The organism is Nocardiopsis sp. KDC1DS13DA1, from assembly GCF_055632325.1.
This window is the reverse complement of sequence record NZ_JBVMUY010000010.1, coordinates 40255-62059: the sequence shown is the minus strand read 5'-3', so window position 1 is coordinate 62059 and position 21805 is coordinate 40255. Positions and strand designations below refer to the sequence as shown.

The window sequence follows — 21805 nt, the reverse complement described above, 5'->3', positions numbered from 1 at the left end:
TCAGCGGGTGTCCGTACGGCTCCGCGGCGACGACCCGCACGAGAGGTTTGCGCGCCTTGGTCGACCGTTGTCCGTGGCCTGGAAAGCCATACGGGTGCTTCAGAATCTCCTGCCCCACACATGACCCAACAAGACGGACACTTGTTAACTATGTGTGGTTGTGCGATCACAGAATGCGCAATCACGTGAGACCGAAGGGAGCAGGGAACGCGTATGCGTGCGTTCACCAAGATCGCCGTCGCCTCGGCACTGGCCGGGGGGCTGTCCGTCGCCGGGCTCGGAAGCGCCCTCGCGCAGCCAACGGACGACGACCCGGTGGAGACGGTGGAGGAGACCACCGAGGGGGTCACCGAGACCGCCGAGGGAGCGACCGGGGACGTCCCCGAGCTGTCCCCGGAGGCGGCGGCCCTGCTGGAGGACCCGGCGGTGGTCGAGCTCCTCGGCGACCCGGAGGCGGTCGAGCTCCTCGGCGACCCCGACGCGCTGGCGGTGATCGGGCAGCTGCTCGCGACGGACGATCCGCTCGGCACCCTTGAGGCGACCGACCCCGTCGGCGGCCTGGTCTGAGCCGCGGGTCCCGCGGCACCCCCCGAGGCGGACGCCCCGGGGGGTGCCGCGCGCCGGGACACCTCGCACCGCACACCGCACGTGTGACCGCGGCGCGGTCGCGCCGCACCGATCCGACACCGATTCCCATCCCACGGGAGACACAGCGATGACCGAAAGCAAGATCGTGCTGGAGGACGCGGCACGCGCGTTCGCCGACGCCAACTCCACGGAACCGTTCATCTACCAGCTGCCGCCCCATGAGGGCCGCGAGGTCCTGGAGAACGTCCAGAGCGGCTACGGAGTGATGAAACCCGACGTCGACTCCGAGTGGACCACGATCTCGGGAGGACCGACGGGGCAGGTTCCGGTGCGCATCGTCCGGCCGTCCGGCGCCACCGGGGTGCTTCCGGCGATCCTCTACATCCACGGGGCCGGGTGGGTCTTCGGCAGTTCGCGCACCCACGACCGTCTCGTGCGGGAACTGGCCGTCCGCACCGGGGCCGCGGTGGTCTTCCCCGACTACGACCGCTCACCCGAGGCCAGGTACCCGACCGCGATCGAGCAGAACTACACCGTCGCGCGGTGGGTGACGCGCCACGGCGCCGACAGGGGCCTGGACGCCCAGCGCATGGCGGTGTGCGGGGACTCCGTGGGCGGCAACATGGCGATCGCGATGACCCTGATGGCCAAGGAGCGCGGTGACGTGCACCTACGGGGGCAGGCCCTGTTCTACCCCGTCACCGACGCGAACTTCGACACCGGGTCCTACCGGGAGTTCGCCACCGGCTACTTCCTCAACCGGGACGGGATGATCTGGTTCTGGGACCAGTACACCCAGGATCCGGACCAGCGCGCCGAGATCACCGCCTCACCCCTGCGCGCCTCGATCGACCAGCTGCGCGACCTGCCGCCCGCCCTGGTACTCAACGGGGAGGCCGACGTGCTCCGCGACGAGGGAGAGGCCTACGCCAACAGGCTGCGCGAGGCCGGGGTCCCGGTGACGGCGGTGCGCTTCCAGGGCATGATCCACGACTTCATGATGCTGGACGCCCTGCGCGAGACCCACGCCAACCGGGCCGCGCTCGTGCTCGCGGCGGACTTCCTCGGTGAGGCCTTGGAGACCACGGCCGCCGTACCGCGCCAGCGCGCGGAGGACCGCCGGTCGGCGCCCTCCGCCGGGGCGGGGCGGCCACAGGGGTCGTGACGGGAGGTACACGGCGGGGCCGCGGGAGAACCCGCGGCCCCGCTGCGGTGTTCCCGCTCAGCCGCCGTTGAGCTCGGTGGCCACGCGCTCGCCGACGTCGGAGTCGATGTCACGCCAGTACTTCAGCGCGCGGGAGAGCACTCCCTGGTCGGTGACCGTGGACATGTGTCCGGCGATGTTGGACACCAGGCGCGCCCTGGCCGCGTCGTCCATCACGTCGTTGATGAGCGCCCGGGGCTGGACGAAGTCGTCGTCGTCCCGGTGCTGGCTGTAGGCCTCGCGGACCAGCTCGCCGGCCTCGACCTGCCAGCCCGTCGGGTCCACCCCCGTCTGGTCCCCGGCGTCGGGGCCCCCGAAGGAGTTCGGGTGGTACACCTGGCCGGTCCCCGGCGGGTAGGAGCGCATCCGCCCGTCCTTGGCGTAGGAGCGCACCGGCACCCGCGGCCGGTTGGGCGGGAGTTCGTCGTAGTTGACGCCGATCCGGTACCGGTGCGTGTCGGGGTAGGAGAACAGGCGGGCGAGCAGCATCTTGTCCGGGGACGGACCGACGCCCGGCACCAGGTTCGACGGCTCGAAGGCCGCCTGCTCGACGTGGATGAAGTGGTTCTCCGGGTTCTCCTCCAGCGTCATCCGCCCGACCTCGATCAGCGGGTAGTCGCCGTGCGGCCACACCTTGGTCAGGTCGAAGGGGTTGAACCGGTAGTCCGCCGCGTCCTCCAGCGGCATGATCTGCACCTTCAGCGTCCACGACGGGTGGTCGCCCCGCTCGATCGCCATGTACAGGTCGCGCCGGTAGTGGTCGGCGTCGGTCCCGGCGAGCCGGTCGGCGTCGGCCTGGGTGAGGAAGTCGGCGCCCTGGTCGGTGACGAAGTGGTACTTGACCCACGCCCGCCTGCCCTCGGCGTTGACCCACATGTAGGTGTGCGAGCTGTAGCCGTTCATGTGGCGGAAGTTCTTCGGGATGCCCCGGTCACCCATGAGCCAGGTGACCTGGTGCGCCGACTCCGGGGACAGCGACCAGTAGTCCCACTGCATCGTGTTGTCGCGCAGGCCGGTGCGCGGGTCGCGCTTCTGGGAGCGGATGAAGTCCTGGAACTTCTGCGGGTCGCGCATGAAGAACACCGGGGTGTTGTTGCCGACCATGTCGTAGTTGCCCTCGCGGGTGTAGAACTTCAGCGCGAATCCGCGCGGGTCCCGCCAGGTGTCCGGGCTGCCGAGCTCGCCCGCGACACTGGAGAAGCGCGCGAGCATCGGGGTCTGCCGGCCCGGTTGGAACACGTCCGCCCGCGTGAACTCGCTGACGTCGTTGGTCACCCGGAAGGTCCCGTAGGCGCCGCTGCCCTTGGCGTGCACCACCCGTTCCGGGACGCGTTCCCGGTTGAAGTGCGCCATCTTCTCGATCAGGTAGGCGTCGTGCAGGACCAGCGGCCCGTCCCGGCCCACGCTCAGCGAGTGCTCGTCGCTGGCCACGGGCGTACCCGCGTTGGTGGTGGTGATCGGTGCGCCGCTTCGTCCAGGTCCCTCGACCATGGAACTCCCCCCTCGTTCACGCTCTCGCGCACCCGGGGTTCGGGGTCCCCGGGGCGCCTCCAGGGCGTGCCCTACCCGGAGGCCGGTCAAGGTAGGTTCAACGCGCGGGCGCGGGGCCCAAAGCCCCGGCGGGGGGCGGCTGTTCGGGCACGGTGAGCGCGGCGGTGCCCATGGCCAGCAGGAGTCCGGCCATCCGGTCGCGCGGCAGTTCACCCAGGCTGTGCGGGGTGGAGTTGAGCAGTCCGAAGGTGGCGTGGACGGCGGCGCGCAGCGTGACGCGCGAGGCCTCCGGACGCAGCGCGGCCAGTACGCCCACCCACTCCTCCACGTAGCCGCGTTGCAGTCGGCGGACCCGGCGGCGGTCCGCCTCCGTGAGGTTGCCCAGTTCCCGGTCGTGGACGGTGATCAGCGCGGGTTCGTCCAGGGCGAAGGCGATGTGGCCGCGCAGGAGCAGCTCCAGGGCCTCCTCCGGGGTCGAGGCGCGCGACACGAGCTCCGTACCGCGCTGGGCGAGACGTTCGCTGATGTCGACGAGGACCTCGCCGAGCAGGGCCTCCTTTCCCGGGAAGTGCCGGTACAGCGCCGGTCCCGTGGTGCCCACGGCCCGGCCGAGTTCGTCGATGGTCACGCCCCGGTACCCGCGTTCGGCGAAGAGCTCGGCCGCCGCGCCCAGGATCGCCGTCCGGCGTTCGACCGTCGGTCTCGGCCCCATCCGTCCCGCCTCCCGTCGATTCCGCGGAGGCGCGCCGCCCCCGCCTCTGGACACCTATGTTAGTAGTTATTAACATCACAAGAGTTAGTGAGCATTAACATCCCTCCACGAGAGGACACCATGAGCAGGGCATCCGTGCTCGGTTCGGCGGTCGACACCGCCGGACCCGGGTTCGCCGCCAACGACGCGGCGAACCGCGCCCTCGCCCTGGAGCTGCGCGAGCGGATCGCCACCGCGGCTCTGGGCGGCCCCGAGAAGACCCGGGCACGCCACGTCGAACGCGGCAAGCTCCTGCCGCGCGACCGGGTCGACCTCCTCCTCGACCCGGGCTCCCCGTTCCTGGAGATCTCCCCGCTGGCCGCCCACGGCCTGTACGGGAGGGACGGACAGGACGCGCCCGGGGCGGGAATGATCGCGGGCGTCGGCCGGGTGGCCGGCCGTCCCGTGGTCGTGGTCGCCAACGACGCCACGGTCAAGGGCGGCAGTTACTACCCGATGACGGTCAAGAAGCACCTGCGTGCGCAGGAGGTGGCTCTGCACAACCGCCTGCCGTGCGTCTACCTCGCCGACTCCGGGGGCGCCTTCCTGCCGATGCAGGACGACGTGTTCCCCGACCGCGAGCACTTCGGGCGGATCTTCTACAACCAGGCCACCATGTCCCGGCTCGGCATCCCGCAGATCGCGGCCGTGCTGGGTTCGTGCACGGCCGGGGGCGCCTACGTTCCGGCGATGAGCGACGAGGCGGTCATCGTCCGCGAGCAGGGCACGATCTTCCTGGGCGGGCCCCCGCTGGTGAAGGCCGCCACGGGAGAGGTCGTCACGGCCGAGGAACTGGGCGGCGGCGACCTGCACTCACGCGTCTCCGGCGTCACCGACCACCTGGCCGACGACGACGCCCACGCCCTCACCCTCGTGCGGCGCATCGCCGACACCCTGGGGCCGCCCGGTCCCCCGGCCTGGGAGACGCGCGAGCCGCGCCCGCCCGCGCTGGACCCCGAGGAGCTGTACGGGGTGGTCCCCTCCGACACCCGCACCCCCTACGACGTGCGCGAGGTCATCGGCCGGATCGTCGACGGCAGCGAGTTCACCGAGTTCAAGGCCGAGTACGGCACGACCCTGGTCACCGGGTTCGCACACCTGCACGGCCACCCGGTCGGGATCATCGCCAACAACGGCATCCTGTTCGCCGAGTCGGCGCTCAAGGGCGCCCACTTCATCGAGCTGTGCGACCGCCGCGGCATCCCCCTGGTCTTCCTCCAGAACATCTCCGGCTTCATGGTCGGCCGCGACTACGAGGCGGGCGGGATCGCCAAGCACGGCGCGAAGATGGTCACCGCCGTGGCCTGCGCCCGCGTCCCCAAGTTCACCGTGGTCGTCGGCGGGTCCTTCGGAGCGGGCAACTACAGCATGTGCGGCCGCGCCTACTCCCCCCGGTTCCTGTGGATGTGGCCCAACGCCCGGATCTCGGTGATGGGCGGCGAGCAGGCCGCGTCCGTGCTCTCCACCGTCCGCCGCGACCAGCTGTCCGCCCGGGGCGAGGAGTGGTCGGACCAGGACGAGGAGGCGTTCAAGGCGCCCATCCGCGACCAGTACGAGGAGCAGGGCAGTCCCTACTACTCCACCGCCCGCCTGTGGGACGACGGCGTCATCGACCCCGTCGACACCCGCGAGGTGCTCGCCATGGCCCTGTCCGCCGCCCGCCACGCGCCGCTGGAGCCGGTGGGCTACGGCGTCTTCCGGATGTGAGGAACCCGTGACCACGACCTCCGTACCCACGGCGACGGTACTCGTCGCCAACCGGGGCGAGATCGCCCTGAGAATCCTGCGCACGCTGCGGCGGATGGGGATCGGATCGGTGGCGGTGTACACCGACGCCGACGCCGACGCGCCGCACACCCTGGCCGCCGACCAGGCCCTCCGGGTCGAGGGCTACCTGGACGCCCCGGCGATCGTCGCCGCCGCCCTGGAGGCCGGGGCGACGATGGTCCACCCCGGCTACGGGTTCCTGTCCGAGAACGCCGACTTCGCCCGGGCCTGCGCGGACGCGGGCCTGGTGTTCGTCGGCCCGCCCGCCTCGGCGATCGAGGCGATGGGCGACAAGATCCGCGCCAAGGACACCGTCGCCGCCGCCGGGGTGCCCGTCTTGGGCGGGTTCACCGAGAAGCCCGGACGGCCGCTGTCGGACGAGGAGCTGGTGGTGGCGGCCGAGACCACGGGCTACCCGCTGCTCATCAAGCCCTCCGCGGGCGGGGGCGGCAAGGGGATGCGTGCCGTCCACTCCCCCGACACGCTGCTGGCCGACGCGGCGGCGGCGCGCCGGGAGGCACTGGCCTCGTTCGGGGACGCCACGCTGCTCGTGGAACGCCTGGTCCAGCGTCCCCGCCACATCGAGGTCCAGGTGCTGGCCGACGGCCACGGCAACGTCGTGCACCTGGGCGAGCGCGAGTGCAGTCTGCAACGCCGCCACCAGAAGGTGGTCGAGGAGGCGCCCTCGCCGCTGCTCACCCAAGCCCAGCGGGAGCGGATGGGCCGGGCCGCGGTCGCCGCCGCCCGGGCGTGCGGGTACCGGGGAGCGGGCACGGTCGAGTTCATCGCCGAGTCCGGGGACGACGGGGAACTGTCCTTCTCGTTCCTGGAGATGAACACCCGCCTCCAGGTCGAGCACCCGGTCACCGAGGAGGTCGTGACGATCGGCGGTGTCCGCGGCGTCGACCTCGTCCAACTCCAGGTGCGCGTGGCACTGGGAGACCCCCTGTCGTTCGGCCAGGACGACGTGGGCTTCGAGGGGCACGCGGTGGAGTCGCGGATCTACGCCGAGGACGCCGACCGGGGCTTCCTGCCGAGCGGTGGACCGATCCTGGCCCTGTCCGAGCCTTCCGGCCACGGGGTTCGGGTGGACTCGGGGATCGCCGAGGGCGGCGAGGTGACCTCCGCCTTCGACCCCATGCTCGCCAAGGTGGTCACGTGGGGCCCCGACCGCGCCGAGGCGCTGCGCCGGATGGACGCGGCCCTGGCCGGGTACCTGCTGCTGGGCTGTGTCACCAACACCGCCTACCTGCGGCGCCTGCTCCGCCACCCGCGTGTCGTGGCCGGGGACCTGAGCACCGACCTCATCGCGACCGATCCCCCCGAAGCCGCTCCGGACCGCGTCCCGGAGGAGGTCTACGTGGCCGCCGCCCTGGACCACCAGCTCGACCTGGAGCCCGCCGCCACGGCCGACCGGTTCGCCGTCCCCGACGGGTGGCGGATGGGCGGCCCGGCGTGGACGCGGTGGCGGCTGCGCGCGCCCCGGCACGACTCCGCGGTCGTGTACGTGCGCCGGGTGGCGGGCGGGTCGTACCAGGTGCGGGTGGACGGGGAGGAGGCCGCGCCCGTCGCGGCCCGCGCCCGCCGCTCCCCCGACGGCGGACGGCTGACCGTCACCCACGCGGGGCGTACGCGCTCCTACATCCGCGCCCACGACGAGGCCACCGCCCACCGCTGGCTGGGCGCCGACGGCGTGGCGTGGACCCTGCACGAGGAACCCGTGGCCGCCGCCCTGCGCGACGACGAGGCCGCCGCCGACGGCACCGTGCGCAGCCCCATGCCGGGCACGGTGCTCGCCGTCCCGGTCGAGGTGGGCCGACGCGTCACGGCGGGCACGGCGCTGGCCGTCGTCGAGGCCATGAAGATGGAGCACTCCGTGCCCTCCCCGATCGACGGGACCGTCACCGAGGTGGCGGTCCGGCCGGGCGCGTCCGTACCGATGGACGCCGTCCTGGTGACCGTCACACCCGACGGGACGGAGGCCACCGCCGCCGACCCGTCCGATCCCGCCCCCGCCACCAGCGAGGAGAACACACGATGAACCGCCATGAGCTGTCGACCGAGCACGAGGACCTCCGGTCCGCGGTGGAGGAGTTCGCCCGCTCCGAGGTCGCGCCCGTGATCGGCGACTACTACGAGAGGGACGCCTTCCCCTACGAGGTCGTCGCCAGGATGGGGCGGATGGGGCTGTTCGGGCTGCCGTTCCCTGAGGAGTACGGGGGTATGGGCGGGGACTACTTCGCCCTGTGCCTGGCCCTGGAGGAGCTGGCCCGGGTCGACTCGTCGGTGGCGATCACGCTGGAGGCCGGCGTGTCGCTGGGCGCGATGCCGATCTTCCGGTTCGGCAGTGAGGAGCAGCGCAAGACCTACCTGCCCAGGCTGTGCTCGGGTGAGGCGCTCGGGGCGTTCGGACTGACCGAGCCGGACGGCGGTTCGGACGCGGGCGCGACCAAGACCACGGCGCGGTTGGAGGACGGCGAGTGGGTGATCAACGGGACCAAGTCGTTCATCACCAACTCGGGGACCGACATCACGGCGCTGGTGACGGTGACGGCGGTGACGGGTCGGCGCGAGGACGGTCGGCCGGAGATCTCGTCGATCCTGGTGCCCAGGGGGACGCCGGGGTTCGCGGTGGGCCAGAAGTACTCGAAGGTGGGGTGGAACGCCTCCGACACCAACGAACTGGTGTTCGAGGACTGCCGTGTGCCGGAGGCCAACCTGGTGGGTGAGCGCGGCCGGGGGTACGCGCAGTTCCTGCGGATCCTCGACGAGGGGCGCATCGCGATCGCGGCGCTGTCGGTGGGGCTCGCCCAGGGCTGCGTGGACGAGAGCGTGCGCTACGCCCACGAGCGGAGCGCGTTCGGCCACCACATCGGGCACTACCAGGCGATCCAGTTCAAGATCGCCGAGATGGAGGCGCGGGCGCACACCGCGCGGCTGGCCTACTACGACGCCGCGTCCCGGATGCTGGCGGGCGAGCCGTTCAAGAAGGAGGCGGCGATCGCCAAGCTGGTGGCCTCCAACGCGGCGATGGACAACGCGCGCGACGCCACGCAGGTGTTCGGCGGATACGGGTTCATGAACGAGTACCCGGTGGGCCGCTTCTACCGGGACGCCAAGATCCTGGAGATCGGCGAGGGCACCAGCGAGGTGCAGAAGATGCTCATCGCCCGTGAGCTGGGCCTTCCGGCCTGATCGAGGGCGAGGACAGACCCCCGGAACCGCCGGTTCCGGGGGTCTGTTCCGTCTATGTTCCGTTCGGCTGATCCGGGGGCCGGTTCCGCTCGCGCTCCCCGGACCGGCCCGGGGAGCGCGAGCGTGCCGCCCGGGCGCAGAACACACGATGTCCGGCGGGCCAGGTACCGTGTTCGGCGCTCACGGGCCGGTCGCTGCCGCGGCTGATCCCGGCGCCGCCGCGCGGGAGTGAGGCCATCGGGTAGCGGAGGGCCGCACGGTGTTCACCCGGGCGGGGGGATGGTCCCTTCGGCCTGGAAGGGGTCGGGCCGGGCCCACGGGGGTGCGAAGCCGGCCACCCCTCGACCAGTTCCCCGGCGGCCCGCGCCGGCGTGCCGTGCGGGCCCCGGGCGTCCGGCCATCGTCCGTGGCCGGTTCCGGACAACCCGAACCCTCCGTACCCGCCGGGTGAACACACAGTGCACGCAGCACGAACGCAGCATGGGGCGCCCGTCGAACGGGGACGCGAACGCGCTGGTCATGGCGGTGGTCACGCGAACGGCAGCGGGGCACGGGCCCCTTGTGGCGCCGATGCCCAGCGGTGTCCGCGCGGGACCGGGAACCGCCCGGGACGTGGGTGAGCCCCGGGAGCGGAGGGGGCACCACCGGAAGGGGTGACAAGCACCCACGATCAGCACAGAATGGACTCCCACGGCCGGGCCCCCTGATACCGGGCCCACACCCGGACCGCGCGCGGCGGCCCCCGCCACGGGTGTGCGGCCGTTCCACGTTCCCCGGCCGGAGGAGACACCGGATGGAAGGCGCTCTGTCGGTGATCGCGCTGGTGGCCGTCGTGGTGTCGGCGGCCGTGATCACGGTCGCCGCGCATTTCCGCAAGGACCGCGCGGCCGAGCTCCGCTCCTGGGCCCGTGAGCACGGATGGCACTACACCGACCACCATCCGCACCCCCTGGAGGACACGGTGCTCCCCCGTGCCGTCCACGGCCAGCACGCGCGCTCCCAGCACGTACTGACCGGCAGACGCGGAACCCATCTGGTGACCGCGTTCGAGTACACGCACTCGGCGTCGGCGGCCGACCGGAGGGGCACCGGCCGCTCACGGCACACGTACCGGATCGTGGCCGTGCGCACACCGGGTCCCAACGCGGAGCTGGAGATCCGCCGACGTGTGGTGCCCCGTTCCGCCTCCGACGGCGCCGAGCCGATCGACGCCGCGTTCGATCTGACCTTCCACGCCTCGGGCAGCGACGCCGCGTTCACCCGCGCGGTCCTGGACCGGGCGACCAGGGCCTGGCTGCTGGCCGACGCCCGTTCCCGGTCCCTTCCCGTGCGGTTCTCCGGTGACCACATCCTGACCTGGGCGCCCATGCGACTGGATCCCGACCGGGCGCTCACCGCCGCCGACTACCTGATCGACCTCGTGGGCCGGGTTCCGACGGCGGCCTGGCAGGAACGCCCGACCGGCCGTTGAGCACCGGTCGCCCACGTCACAACAGCGTGTACGTGGGGCGGAACATGCTGTGCCAGGTGTGAAGGACGGATAAAATCCGGCTTGCCCCAAAGCACAAGGAGTACCATCCCCATGAGCGACCCCAACGCCACGCACCGCATTTCCCGGGCGGAGCTCTTCAAGGACGACGACGAGGAGCAGACCGCGCCGGACCCCAACGCCACGGCCCAGATCTCCCGTGCGGAACTCTTCAGGGACGACGAGCCGCCGACGCCCCGGACCGAGCGCTGACCCACCGTTCCCGCCGTGTGAGGCGGCCGAACCGGCCCCGAAACCTCGGGCACGATTTCCTCCGGCAATCGCCGGATGGCGGCCCGGACACGGCACGGGCCCCGAGTGGCCCCGCACACAGGGCGAGCGCCCACCCGGAACCGTCCGGGTGGGCGCTCGCGTGCCCGGGTCAGCGTCGTTCGCGTACGGCGGCCACGATCTCGGCCACCGCCTCGTCGACCGGCACTCCGTTGTTCTGCGATCCGTCGCGGTAGCGGAAGGACACCGCGTTCTTGCTGATGTCCTCGTCACCAGCCAGCAGCATGAAGGGAACCTTCTGCTTCTGGGCGTTGCGGATCTTCTTCTGCATCCGGTCGTCGCTGGCGTCCACCTCGACCCGGATGCCCTCGGCCCGCAGCTTGGCCCGGACCTCGTGCAGGTAGGGCACGTGCTCGTCGGCGATCGGGATACCGACCACCTGGACCGGGGCCAGCCAGGCCGGGAAGGCGCCCGCGTAGTGCTCCAGCAGCACGGCGAAGAACCGCTCGATGGAGCCGAACAGGGCGCGGTGGATCATCACCGGGCGCTGACGGGAGCCGTCCGCCGCGGTGTACTCCAGATCGAAGCGCTCGGGCAGGTTGAAGTCCAGCTGGATGGTGGACATCTGCCAGGTCCGACCGATGGCGTCCTTGGCCTGCACGGAGATCTTCGGGCCGTAGAACGCGGCACCGCCCGGGTCCATGACCAGTTCCAGGCCCTGCTTCTCCGCCGCCTGGCGCAGGGTCTCGGTGGCCTCCGCCCAGACGTGGTCGTCGCCGATGTACTTCTCCGGGTCCTTGGTGGACAGCTCCAGGTAGAAGTCGTCCAGGCCGTAGTCGCGCAGCAGGTCCAGCACGAAGGTCAGCAGCGAGTCGAGCTCGTCCGCCATCTGCTCCCTGGTGCAGTAGATGTGCGCGTCGTCCTGGGTGAAGCCGCGGGCCCGGGTGAGGCCGTGCACCACACCCGACTTCTCGTACCGGTACACGGTGCCGAACTCGAACAGGCGCAGCGGCAGTTCTCGGTAGGAGCGCCCGCGCGCGTCGAAGATCAGGTTGTGCATCGGGCAGTTCATCGGCTTCAGGTAGTAGTCCTGACCACCGTCGAGCTGCATGGGGGGGTACATGCCGTCCGCGTACCAGTCCAGGTGGCCCGACTTCTCGAACAGGGCGCTCTTGGTGGCGTGCGGGGAGTAGACGAACTCGTAGCCGCCCTGCTCGTGCCGCTGGCGCGAGTAGTCCTCCATCACCCGGCGGATGACACCGCCCTTGGGGTGGAAGACCGCCAGCCCCGAACCGATCTCGTCCGGGATGGAGAACAGGTCCAGTTCGGAGCCGAGCTTGCGGTGGTCGCGCTTCTCCGCCTCCTCCAGGAAGGTCAGGTAGGCCTTGAGCGCGTCCTTGTTCTCCCAGGCGGTGCCGTAGACCCGCTGGAGCTGGGGGTTGGTCTCCTTGCCCCGCCAGTAGGCGGCGGCGGTGCGCATGAGCTTGAAGGCCGGGATGACCTTGGTGGTGGGCAGGTGCGGACCCCGGCACAGGTCCTTCCAGCACTGCTCGCCGGTGCGCGGGTGGATGTTGTCGTAGACGGTCAGCTCACCCGCGCCGACCTCGACGCCGGCGCCCTCGGCGGCCTCGGCCGCGTCACTGCCCTTGATACCGATCAGTTCGAGCTTGTACGGCTCGGTGGCCAGTTCGGCGCGGGCCTCCTCGTCGGAGACGACCCTGCGGTCGAAACGCTGCCCCTGCTTGATGATCTGCTGCATCTTCTTCTCGATGCTCTTCAGATCGGCGGGGGTGAACGGCTCGGCGACATCGAAGTCGTAGTAGAAACCGTTCTCCACGGGCGGGCCGATGCCCAGTTTGGCCTCGGGGAAGAGTTCCTGGACGGCCTGGGCGAGGACGTGGGCGGTGGAATGGCGCAGGATCGCCCGCCCTTCCTCGGAGTCGACGGCGATCGGCTCGACCACGTCGCCGTCGGCCAGTTCGCGGCTGAGGTCGCGCGGCTCGCCGTTGACCATCGCCGCGATCACGGTCCTGCCGTCGGCCTCCAGGGCCTGCCCCGCCGTGGTCGTGGCCGCCACCGCACGCGGGGTTCCGGCGAGGGTGATGTGCAGCTCAGGCGCGGCGGACACGGTGACTCCTAGGGATGCGTGGTTGGTGGTCGGCGCCGGGACCGCCGCGTGCGGGCGGCCAGGCGTTTCGCGTCCGATGGTATCGGCTCCGCGTACGCGACGCTTCGCGTTGTCCACAGGCCGACGGGGGCCCGCACCACGGGTCTCGGCGCTCGATTCGGTCGGATGATTTCGGATGTGAGAGACGGTCTCAGGACACACCCCCACGAAGAAGGAGGAAGAAGCCGCGGCGCCGATCCATACCTAATCTGTCATGGATCGTCACGATATTCCCGGGATCGGTGACGCTCCCACCGTGGAGCATTGATCAACCCCCGAAGATCGGTGAGAATCAGCTGACATCCGATCGCCTCCGTATCCGACCCGAATCCGCCCACTTGCTTCGACCGAATACTGTGAGCGCATGTCACCGAGCCCTTCCCATGGTCCGCCGGCCCCGGAGACATCCCCCACCCCTGCTCGCGTTCGCCGATGGCGGCGGCTGCGGGCGCGGTTCCGACTCTTTCGGCGACACATGCACGCGCATCCCGCGCTCCACCTCACCTGGCGCGTGGTGGTCACCACGGTGGCGGTCCTCGTCATCGTGGCCGGCCTCGTCATGATGGTGTTCCCCGGCCCCGGAGCCGCCTCGGTCATCCTGGGCCTGTTCATCCTGAGCTCGGAGTTCCACTGGGCGCACCGGCTCCTGCGCCCCGCGCGCACGTGGTTCCGCCGGGCCGAGCGCTTGGGGAACCGGCTCAAGGACGATCTCCTACGCCGCCTCCGCGCCCGGAGGGCGGCCAGGAGGGGCCTCGCCGCCCCCGACCCCGACTAGCTTGTTGTTTAACCTGCTTGCTTATCCCCGGGACGGCCCGTAGCGCCCGTTCTGTTCTTCTTCGGAACCTTGTAACGGGCAGCGGAGCGCCTGTTCGGGCTCCCCTGCGGGCGTCCCGGCCCCGGCCGCGAGATCCGCGGAACACCCACGAGTCTGGGCAGACGCGCGTGCAGGTACCGAAACCCGCGCCGCACCCTGCCCGGACTCATCCGGTGCGGCTCGACCGGACGCTGCCACGGCAAACGCACATCACGAACCGCTCCCCGCGCCAGCCGTAGCTGGGTGTAGGCCGCCAGGACGACCCAGGTCCACCGGTCCGCCGCCTCGGGATCGCGCAACCGGGGCGCGTCCCACCCCAACTGCTGCTTGCAGAACCGGAAGGTGTGCTCGATATCGAACCGGCGCAGGTAAGCCCACCACAGCTCATCCACCTCCCCTGCCCCCAACCCCACAGCTGAGGACCACAGCCACAACGGCTTGGGGGACCGGCGGCTGGGCAGCGCCTGAACCTCCAACAGCACCAGGGTGCCCTCGATCACCGGCAACTGCCCGGGATGGTCGGCCCACGCCGACCGGTGCGTCAGACGGGGGTGCATCCGGTCCCAGGAGCGGGCGGTGGCCTCTCCGTAGCGGCGGGTGGGCGTGGTGGTCACCGTGTGCGGTACGGGCCAGGTGTCGGGGGCTCCCATGCGCAGAGGGACGCCGTGCTTGGCCGGGCGCCCCGTGGCGTTGGGCGGCAGGTGCTCGGCGGGCCCGTAGAGCACTCGGTCTGAGCGCAACCGTCCCAGCACCCGCATCGGCAGGTCGGCCAGGAGGAAGGCCAGACGGGGGCTGTCGTAGCCGACGTCGACCACCACCAGCACCTCGGGGTCGTCGTCGTGGAGCTGGCCCGCATCGCGAAGCCGCTCCGTCAGGGCGCGCAGTTGGGCGGCGCAGACCTCGGTCGCGTCCGCTCCCGGTGGCAGGCGCACCGCGTCCAGCGGCGCGCACCAGGAGGTGGAGCCCTCTTCCAGAGCGACGATGACCGAGTAGGGCCAGCCCGGGACCATCTCGGCCTGGCCGGTGCCGCGTCCGTAGGTGTGGCACCAGGACCGTTCGGGGCTGGTCCAGGCGTCCGGTCGCAGCCAGGGGGAGACGTCGGCGGCCAGTACCAGGCGGTGGTGGAAGCGGGGCAGGGGTAGTGCGGCCAGGCTCTGGCGCAGGTGGGCGGTGTCGATACGGCCCTGGTTGAGGGCGGCGTAGGCCGACCCGTGGCCGCGGCGGTGTTCGGGCTCCAGGGAGAGTTGGGCCAGGTGGTGCACCGGATCGAGGGAGCTGGTCAGGGCGTCGCACACATCGAACAGGGCGTCACGGCGATGGGTGAGGCTGGCGTGGAACTCGGTGCGGAACCGGGACAACTCCGGCAGTGACTCGACAGGGGCGTGGTTGTACAGCACACTCACCTACACGGCCTTGGGATTGATCATCAGCGTCTCGACAGCGCACATGATCGTTCCAAGGCCGTCCTGGTGTGTGGGGAACGACGAAACCCGTGGCCGGAACGGTGTTCGGGCCACGGGCCGACGTTAAACAACAAGCTAGGGCGCGTTCCGCGGACGTGCGCCCCGCAGCCGGGACGCCCGGCCTCCGGGGGGACGGAACGCACGGATCGCGGAGAACGACGAAGGGGCCGACCCCGTCTGCACGGAGTCGGCCCCTTCTTCCTGTGGGCGATACTGGACTCGAACCAGTGACCTCGTCGGTGTGAACGACGCGCTCTAGCCAACTGAGCTAATCGCCCCCGGGCTGCTGCCCCGCCCGACCTCGCGGCCGGACAACAAAGACTCTAGCGCATGTTCGGGGGTACTCGACGCACCTTCCCACCGGCAGGGATCCGGGGTATGTGACGGAGGCCACATTTTGACTTCGACACCCACCCGATGCTGCCACGACGCGGGCCGGATCCCCGGCGTGGGACGCGGATCCCGACCCCGCGGGACCCGCCGGGACCCCCACCTCATTACCCTGACGTGACGTGGGCCACCCGACATTGGGAAATCTTTGGTTTCCCCTGGTCATTACAGTGACGAAGGATCGGGCAGCCGCCATGCGGCACGCTGGCCCCGAGGAGCGGACAGCGCGGCCTCCGGTCCCCCGACCAAGAAAGTCTCCGTACTCACGTCATAGTCCGCGGACGGCCGCGTTGGAGCGAGTGAGACGGCAACCGACCCGCGCCGCAACAGCAGGGCCGGACGAGAAAAGGTTTGGCGAACATGAACAGTAGCGACACCACTGCCACCGCCGAGCTGGGCCTGCGGCTCGTGGTCCCCGAGCGCACCTCGGTGCCCCTGGTCGCGCGACTCGACTACAGCGCGGACGACCCGTACGCGATCCGGGTCGCCTTCCACACCGGCGAGGACGACCCCGTGGAGTGGATCTTCGCCCGCGAACTCCTCACCGTCGGCATCGTGCGCCCGGTGGGCGAGGGCGACGTCCGCGTGTGGCCCTCCAAGGACGACAGCGGGGACCGGACCGTGAGCATCTCGCTCTCCTCCCCCTTCGGCCAGGCCGAGTTCGACACGCAGGTCTCGCCGCTGGCCGAGTTCCTCCACCGCACCTACGAGATCGTGCCCGCGGGCCAGGAACCCACGTTCGTGGACCTGGACGAGGAGATCCAGCAGCACCTGAACCCCTGACTCCACCCACACCGGACACGACTGGGGGACGGCGCCGTCGGGCGCCGTCCCCCAGTCGTGTCCGTGCCCGGAACCTCCGCCCGGGCCCGGTCAGGGATCGATCAGGGTGGCGGCGCGCTCGGCGAACGCGGCGGCCGCCTTCACGGTGACCGGTCCCGCCCCCTCGGAGACCTCCCGCCCGTCGATGCGCAGGATCGGCTGGACGTCGCGCCCGGTGGACGTCAGGAAGGCCTCGGAGATCTCGGGGAGGCGCTCCATGGGCACGTCCTCCTCCTCACCGCCGAACCACTCCAGGACGAGTCCCCGGGTGATGCCCGCCAGCGGTCCGGCCGACAGCGGAGGCGTGACCAGCCGGCCGTCCAGCACCACGAAGACGTTGCTGCCGGTGCCCTCGCAGAGGTTGCCGCTCACGTTGGCGAAGACCGCCTCGGAGGCGCCCCTGCTCCGCGCGTACGCGAGCGCACGCGCGTTGTCGGCGTAGGAGGTGGTCTTCAGGCCCGCCAGCGCGCCGAACTCGTTGCGCGGCCAGGGAGACAGGGCGACCTCGGCCGCGGAGGCGATCGCCGGGAAGGGGCTGACGGCCACGATCGCCGTCTGCTCACCCGACCAGCGGTCCGAACCCAAAGGTCCGGTTCCGTCGGTGACGGTGATCCGCACGCGCGCGTCGGTGACCCCGGGGTTGGCCGCCAGTACCCGGGCCACCCCGTCGGCGATCAGGTCCAGGTCGGGTTCGGCCAGACCGAGACCCTCCGCGGACCGGGCGAGCCTGCGCAGGTGCCGCGTGAGCGCGAACGGACGCCCCTCCCTGGCTCGCACGGTCTCGAAGACACCGTCGCCGACCGTGATGCCGTGGTCGAACACGGGGATGAGCGCCTCACCCTCGTCCACGACCGCGCCTCGGCCGAACCCGGCCCCGGCGATCCACACCTTCATCCCGACCCCCAAGTCCTCTCGCGCCCCTCGGGCGATGACACACCGTCGATCCTGCCACCCCGGCCCGACCTGCGCTGCGACCGCCCCGGCCGAGGTCGCGCCCCCGTACCCGCGATGGTGGCGGCTTGGCAAGCCCCGTGTCCGGCACCGGCCGCCGGTCTACTTTCCGATTCGTCGTCCACGGGGCATCGCAACTGGTCACGGGACCGAATCCCGGCTCCGGCCCACCCTCGGCACGGTCGACGGGCCAGACAGATAAGTTACGAATGACTATCATCTGGGCAACGCTTATGCGGGACCGGTGCACGCCGTCGACCGCCACCCCCACAGGGCAGGTCAGCCGTGCTCCGGCGCGAGTCCCCACGACGCCCGACCGACTGACAGAGCAAAAGAGAGCCATGACCCCACCGAGCACTGCACGTGGAGAACTCAGCTGGCTGCTGGATGACCTCCTCACCCGCGCCTCCGGTACGCAGCACGCCATCGTCCTGTCCACCGACGGACTCCTCATGGCCACCTCCAGCGGGCTGGAACGCCCGGCCGCGGAACACCTGTCCGCGATCGCCTCGGGGCTGCACAGCCTCGCGGGCGGAGCGAGCAAGCAGTTCTCCGCGGGCGGCATCCGCCAGAGCATCATCGAGATGGACCGCGCCTTCCTGTTCGTGGCAGCCGCGGGCGAGGGTGCCTGCATGGCGCTGATGTCGGACGCCGACAGCGACGTCGGCCTCATCGCCTACGAGATGAACAAGGTGATCGAGAGGGTCGGCCAGTACCTCTCGGCGCCGCCGCGCCCGGACATGCCGTCGACCCCCGCGCACGTGGAGAAGTAGGGAGCGCCATCCGGGCGGGCGGACCGGGGCGGGCCACGGGCGCGGGGCCTGCCGCGGGGGGAGCGGAAGCACGCCCGGAGAAAGCCGATTTCGCGCTTGGCCAGGAATCCGCTACAGTTCTTAACGCAGCGAGCGGGGCGGTCGGCAGGATCGGCCGGACCGAAGAGGCTCGCCGCGCGGACGTGGCTCAGCTGGTAGAGCATCACCTTGCCAAGGTGAGGGTCGCGGGTTCGAATCCCGTCGTCCGCTCGGAGCAGGGTGTGGTTCGCCTCCGGGTGAGCCCCACCGGTCCGGGTTCGGCCCGGAACACACGCGGACGTGGCTCAGCTGGTAGAGCATCACCTTGCCAAGGTGAGGGTCGCGGGTTCGAATCCCGTCGTCCGCTCGAAGAGGCCCGCACGGGTCGGAGCAGGCCCTCGTGCCCTTCCTCGCCGGAGTGTCCGAGTGGCTTAGGTAAGGGACTGCAAATCCCTGCACACGGGTTCGATTCCCGTCTCCGGCTCCACTGTGGGTCCTCATCCCCCAGATGAGGGCGGTTAGCTCAGTTGGTTAGAGCGCTACCTTGACACGGTAGAGGTCACAGGTTCGAATCCTGTATCGCCCACCAGCATCACCCTCGAAACGGGCTCCCACGGGAGCCCGTTCTCGTTGTGTCCGGCCGGTGCACGGCCGGGAGCACCACCCCCGGCCGCGACCCCCACACGTCACACCGCGCGGTCGAGGAAGTCGGCGACCAGGGGCGCGATCTCGGGGAGCTTCTCCTCCAGCGCGAAGTGCCCGGTGTCGAACAGGTGCAGTTCGGCGTCGGGCACGTCCCGCAGGTAGGCGCGGGCGCCGGGCGCGGGGAAGAAGGGGTCGTCGGCGCCCCAGACGACGAGCGTGGGCGGGGTGTGTTCGCGCAGCCAGGCCTGCCACCGGGGGTAGGCCGCGATGTTGGTCTTGTAGTCGTAGGCCAGTGCGAGCTGTACCTCCTTGCGTCCGGGCAGGTCCAGGAAGTACTGGTCGAGCAGCCAGCCCTCCGGGGCGACCAGTTCCGGATCGGCGGTGCCGCCCTCGTACTGGGCCCGGGTCGCCGCCAGGGTGAACAGGTCGCGGATGGTCCGCTCCGCGCCCGGGGTGTCCGGGGTCAGGGCGGTGAACTCGCGGGCCGCCTCGGAGAGCCCCTCGGCGTAGGCGTTGCCGTTCTGCACGATGAGCCCGGCGACCAGTTCCGGCCGCCGCAGGGCGAGGCGGAAGCCCACGGGCGCGCCGAAGTCGAACACGTACATCGTGAACCGGGTCAGCCCGAGGCGGTCGACGAAACCCTCGACGGTGTCGGCGAGGGCGTCGAAGCCGGGGGTGAACCCCTCGGCCGGAACCTCGGTGTGGCCGAAACCCGGGTAGTCCGGGGCGATCATCCGGTAGCGGGTTCCCAGGGCGTCGATCAGGCGCCGGTACTGGTGGGAGGCGGACGGGAAGCCGTGCAGCAGCAGCAGGACGGGGGCGTCCGGACGTTCGGGCACCGACTCCCGGTAGAACACCCGCGCCCCCCGGACATCGACGAAGCGGTGGGCGGTGCGGGCTGTGGCGGCGGTGCTCGCGGGCATGGGGGGTCCTCCCTGTAGGCGTGCGTCTGTTCTAGTGGACCATCAACTAATGCGTCAATAGCTTTTTAACCATTAGATAGACACACGGCCCGTGTCACTCCACCTTCCGGCCCAGGAACCTCAGCCCGACCACGAGGGCCACCGCGCACAGGGCCAGCGCCGCCCACCAGGGCAGGCCGAGCCCGACCGGGACCAGACCCAGCACGAGCACCACCCCGGCCACGAACAGCGCGTACGGCAGCTGTGTGCGCACGTGGTCGATGACGTCGCACTGGGACGCCAGGGCGGAGATGACCGTGGTGTCGGAGATCGGCGAGCAGTGGTCGCCCCACACCGACCCGGCGAGGATGGTCGAGACGGAGGCGAACAGGAGGGGATGGCCGTCGGGCGAGTCCAGTCCCTGCGCCTCCAGGGCGGCCCAGGCCAGCGGGACCGCGAGCGGGGTCAGGATGCCCATCGTCCCCCAGCTCGTCCCGGTGGCGAAGGCCACCGCCGCGGCGATCACGAACAGCAGGGCCGGGAGGAGGAACAGCGGGATCGCCTCGCCGAGCGTGCCCGCGATGAACTCCGCGGTGCCCAGCCGGGAGGTGAGGTCGGACAGCGCCCAGGCCAGGGTCAGGATGATGACCACGTACAGCACGCACTTGAGGCCCGCGAACCACGCGTCGACGATCTGTCCCATGGTCAGGATCCGCTGGCCCATACTCATCGCGGCCGCCACGACCAGAGCCAGGAGCGATCCCCACAGCAGCGACGAGAACGGGTCCCCGTCCCCCACGATCTCGATGACGGTGTCGCCCTCCCCCGTGGCGAGCAGTCCGACCACCGTGGTGGCGACCAGGACCAGGATGGGGACGAGGGCGTTGAGCAGCCTGCGCGGCGTCTCCTGGGCCGGGGCCAGTTCGTCCGCCTCACCCCCGGCACCCAGGTGGGAACCCTCGCGCAGGACCTCCCCCGTGGAGCGGGCCCGGCGCTCGGCGGCCAGCATCGGACCGAAGTCGCGCCCCGTCAGCGCGACCGTGAAGACGAACACGATCGCCAGGACCGGGTACAGCGCGTACCGCAGCGACTCGACGAAGACCGCGAAGCCGTTCATGGCCAGTCCGGTCCCGGCGACGGCGTCGTCGATCAGCACCACCTGGAAGCCGATCCAGGTCGACAGGAGCGCCAGTGTCGCCACCGGCGCCGCCGTGGAGTCGACGATGTAGGCGAGTTTCTCCCGGGACACGTTCAGCCGGTCCAGGATCGGGCGCATCGTGTTGCCGACCACCAGCGTGTTGGCGTAGTCGTCGAAGAAGACGGCCACGCCCAGGCCGGCGGTGACGGTCTGGCCCCCGCGCGGGGTACCGGCCCAGCGGGTCACCACGCGCACGATCCCGTCGGTGCCGCCGTTCTTGCGGATCACCCCCACAAGACCGCCGATCATCAGTGTGAACACCACGATCATCACGTGGTCGGGGTCGGCGAGCGCCTCGACGGTGTACACGCCGGCCGAGTCGAGCAGCGAGGTCAGCAGACCGAGCGGGGACAGCCCCTCCAGGAACCACGCCCCCAGCCAGATACCCGCGAACAGGGCGGGCAGGATCTGCCGGGTCGCGAGCGCGAGACCGATCGCCAGCACGGGCGGCAGGATCGACCACCAGCGCCCCGTCGCCGCTGCGTCCGCCTCCTGGGCGGGGTCGGCCGGTACGGGCACGGCCCCCACCCCCGAGGCGAAGGCGCCCAGGGCGACCACCGCGACGACGGCGAGCAGCAGCGCGCCGACACTGCTCCGCCACCGCCCGGTACGCGCCCCGCCGGCTCCCCGGGCCCGGCCGTCCTGCGTGGTCGGTCTGATCCGCGTCATGGCCGTTCCTTCACGTCCTCGGGAACTCCTCAGACGAAGGTCGCCCACCCACGGTCGGCCGAGCATTCTCAACCGCACTGTTTGTCCAGTTCAGGCATGGTTTTTACCTGAACACTCACCGCGGGGGCGCGGGGCGGGGCACCCGGCCGACCGCCCCCGGAACGGCCGGGAGGCCGCCGGGGCGCGGTCGGCCGCCCGCAACGTCCACGCTTTCGCTACCGACAAGTAACCCGCTGGT

The 21805-nt window shown here is 70.9% G+C and carries 17 protein-coding genes and 5 tRNA genes; 14 read left to right on the top strand and 8 right to left on the bottom strand.

The window, feature by feature from the left end:
* The first annotated feature begins 213 nt into the window (after positions 1-213).
* Both ACTVAJ_RS07550 and ACTVAJ_RS07545 read left to right on the top strand, forming a co-directional pair.
* Positions 214-567, top strand: coding sequence for a hypothetical protein (locus tag ACTVAJ_RS07550; RefSeq protein ID WP_470387343.1), 354 nt, complete (start codon positions 214-216; stop codon positions 565-567).
* Between the two features lie 148 nt (positions 568-715).
* Positions 716-1753, top strand: coding sequence for an alpha/beta hydrolase (locus tag ACTVAJ_RS07545; protein ID WP_470387342.1), 1038 nt, complete (start codon positions 716-718; stop codon positions 1751-1753).
* A gap of 57 nt (positions 1754-1810) precedes the next feature.
* On the opposite strand, the gene ACTVAJ_RS07540 is transcribed toward ACTVAJ_RS07545, so the two are convergent.
* Together ACTVAJ_RS07540 and ACTVAJ_RS07535 are read right to left on the bottom strand one after the other, a co-directional pair.
* Complete coding sequence (locus tag ACTVAJ_RS07540) at positions 1811-3283, bottom strand: catalase (RefSeq protein ID WP_470387341.1); 1473 nt, start codon at positions 3281-3283, stop codon at positions 1811-1813.
* A 97-nt stretch (positions 3284-3380) separates the two neighbouring features.
* On the bottom strand, positions 3381-3995 hold the full coding sequence (locus ACTVAJ_RS07535; RefSeq protein ID WP_470387340.1) for an SACE_7040 family transcriptional regulator: 615 nt from the start codon (positions 3993-3995) through the stop codon (positions 3381-3383).
* 135 nt (positions 3996-4130) lie between these two features.
* Between ACTVAJ_RS07535 and ACTVAJ_RS07530 the strand changes: the two genes are divergently transcribed.
* From ACTVAJ_RS07530 to ACTVAJ_RS07510, 5 genes are all read left to right on the top strand, one after another.
* Positions 4131-5741: a carboxyl transferase domain-containing protein gene (locus ACTVAJ_RS07530; protein ID WP_470387451.1), complete on the top strand. Its 1611-nt coding sequence runs from the start codon at positions 4131-4133 to the stop codon at positions 5739-5741.
* A 7-nt stretch (positions 5742-5748) separates the two neighbouring features.
* Positions 5749-7842: an acetyl/propionyl/methylcrotonyl-CoA carboxylase subunit alpha gene (locus ACTVAJ_RS07525; protein WP_470387339.1), complete on the top strand. Its 2094-nt coding sequence runs from the start codon at positions 5749-5751 to the stop codon at positions 7840-7842.
* A complete protein-coding gene (locus tag ACTVAJ_RS07520) occupies positions 7839-8996 on the top strand; it encodes an acyl-CoA dehydrogenase family protein (protein ID WP_470387338.1) in 1158 nt (385 codons plus the stop codon). The genes ACTVAJ_RS07525 and ACTVAJ_RS07520 overlap by 4 nt, the downstream gene beginning before the upstream one ends.
* Before the next feature lie 793 nt (positions 8997-9789).
* Positions 9790-10467, top strand: a complete 678-nt coding sequence (locus ACTVAJ_RS07515; RefSeq protein ID WP_470387337.1) for a hypothetical protein — start codon at positions 9790-9792, stop codon at positions 10465-10467.
* Positions 10468-10578: 111 nt separating this feature from the next.
* Positions 10579-10737: a hypothetical protein gene (locus ACTVAJ_RS07510; protein ID WP_470387336.1), complete on the top strand. Its 159-nt coding sequence runs from the start codon at positions 10579-10581 to the stop codon at positions 10735-10737.
* A gap of 169 nt (positions 10738-10906) precedes the next feature.
* On the opposite strand, the gene thrS is transcribed toward ACTVAJ_RS07510, so the two are convergent.
* Entirely contained in the window at positions 10907-12883 is a 1977-nt protein-coding gene (gene thrS, locus ACTVAJ_RS07505; protein WP_470387335.1) for a threonine--tRNA ligase, read from the bottom strand.
* Between the two features lie 514 nt (positions 12884-13397).
* Here thrS and ACTVAJ_RS07500 point away from each other — a divergent pair.
* Positions 13398-13697: a PGPGW domain-containing protein gene (locus ACTVAJ_RS07500; protein ID WP_470387334.1), complete on the top strand. Its 300-nt coding sequence runs from the start codon at positions 13398-13400 to the stop codon at positions 13695-13697.
* Between the two features lie 8 nt (positions 13698-13705).
* Here the strand turns inward: ACTVAJ_RS07500 and ACTVAJ_RS07495 are convergent, their stop codons facing one another.
* A complete protein-coding gene (locus ACTVAJ_RS07495; protein WP_470387333.1) occupies positions 13706-15139 on the bottom strand; it encodes an NF041680 family putative transposase in 1434 nt (477 codons plus the stop codon).
* Between the two features lie 264 nt (positions 15140-15403).
* Positions 15404-15477, bottom strand: a tRNA-Val gene (locus tag ACTVAJ_RS07490).
* A 472-nt stretch (positions 15478-15949) separates the two neighbouring features.
* On the opposite strand from ACTVAJ_RS07490, the gene ACTVAJ_RS07485 reads away from it, so the two are divergent.
* Entirely contained in the window at positions 15950-16372 is a 423-nt protein-coding gene (locus ACTVAJ_RS07485; RefSeq protein WP_470387332.1) for an SsgA family sporulation/cell division regulator, read from the top strand.
* Between the two features lie 90 nt (positions 16373-16462).
* Here ACTVAJ_RS07485 and ACTVAJ_RS07480 read toward each other — a convergent pair whose 3' ends face one another.
* Positions 16463-17305 carry an aminotransferase class IV gene (locus ACTVAJ_RS07480; RefSeq protein ID WP_470387331.1) on the bottom strand — a complete coding sequence of 281 codons (843 nt, stop codon included), beginning with the start codon at positions 17303-17305 and terminating at the stop codon, positions 16463-16465.
* 398 nt (positions 17306-17703) lie between these two features.
* Between ACTVAJ_RS07480 and ACTVAJ_RS07475 the strand changes: the two genes are divergently transcribed.
* The 5 genes from ACTVAJ_RS07475 to ACTVAJ_RS07455 all read left to right on the top strand — a co-directional run bounded on the left by ACTVAJ_RS07475 (position 17704) and on the right by ACTVAJ_RS07455 (position 18742).
* Positions 17704-18135: a roadblock/LC7 domain-containing protein gene (locus tag ACTVAJ_RS07475; protein WP_017597946.1), complete on the top strand. Its 432-nt coding sequence runs from the start codon at positions 17704-17706 to the stop codon at positions 18133-18135.
* A gap of 176 nt (positions 18136-18311) precedes the next feature.
* A tRNA-Gly gene (locus ACTVAJ_RS07470) sits at positions 18312-18384 on the top strand.
* Positions 18385-18447: 63 nt separating this feature from the next.
* Positions 18448-18520 (top strand) — tRNA-Gly (locus ACTVAJ_RS07465).
* A 45-nt stretch (positions 18521-18565) separates the two neighbouring features.
* A tRNA-Cys gene (locus ACTVAJ_RS07460) sits at positions 18566-18640 on the top strand.
* Positions 18641-18665: 25 nt separating this feature from the next.
* Positions 18666-18742: transfer RNA gene (locus ACTVAJ_RS07455), tRNA-Val, on the top strand.
* Positions 18743-18839: 97 nt separating this feature from the next.
* Here the strand turns inward: ACTVAJ_RS07455 and ACTVAJ_RS07450 are convergent.
* Positions 18840-19721 carry an alpha/beta fold hydrolase gene (locus ACTVAJ_RS07450; RefSeq protein ID WP_470387330.1) on the bottom strand — a complete coding sequence of 294 codons (882 nt, stop codon included), beginning with the start codon at positions 19719-19721 and terminating at the stop codon, positions 18840-18842.
* Positions 19722-19815: 94 nt separating this feature from the next.
* Positions 19816-21567 (bottom strand): Na+/H+ antiporter NhaC family protein, encoded by a 1752-nt coding sequence (locus ACTVAJ_RS07445; protein ID WP_470387329.1) that lies wholly within the window; start codon positions 21565-21567, stop codon positions 19816-19818.
* Positions 21568-21805: the final 238 nt, after the last annotated feature.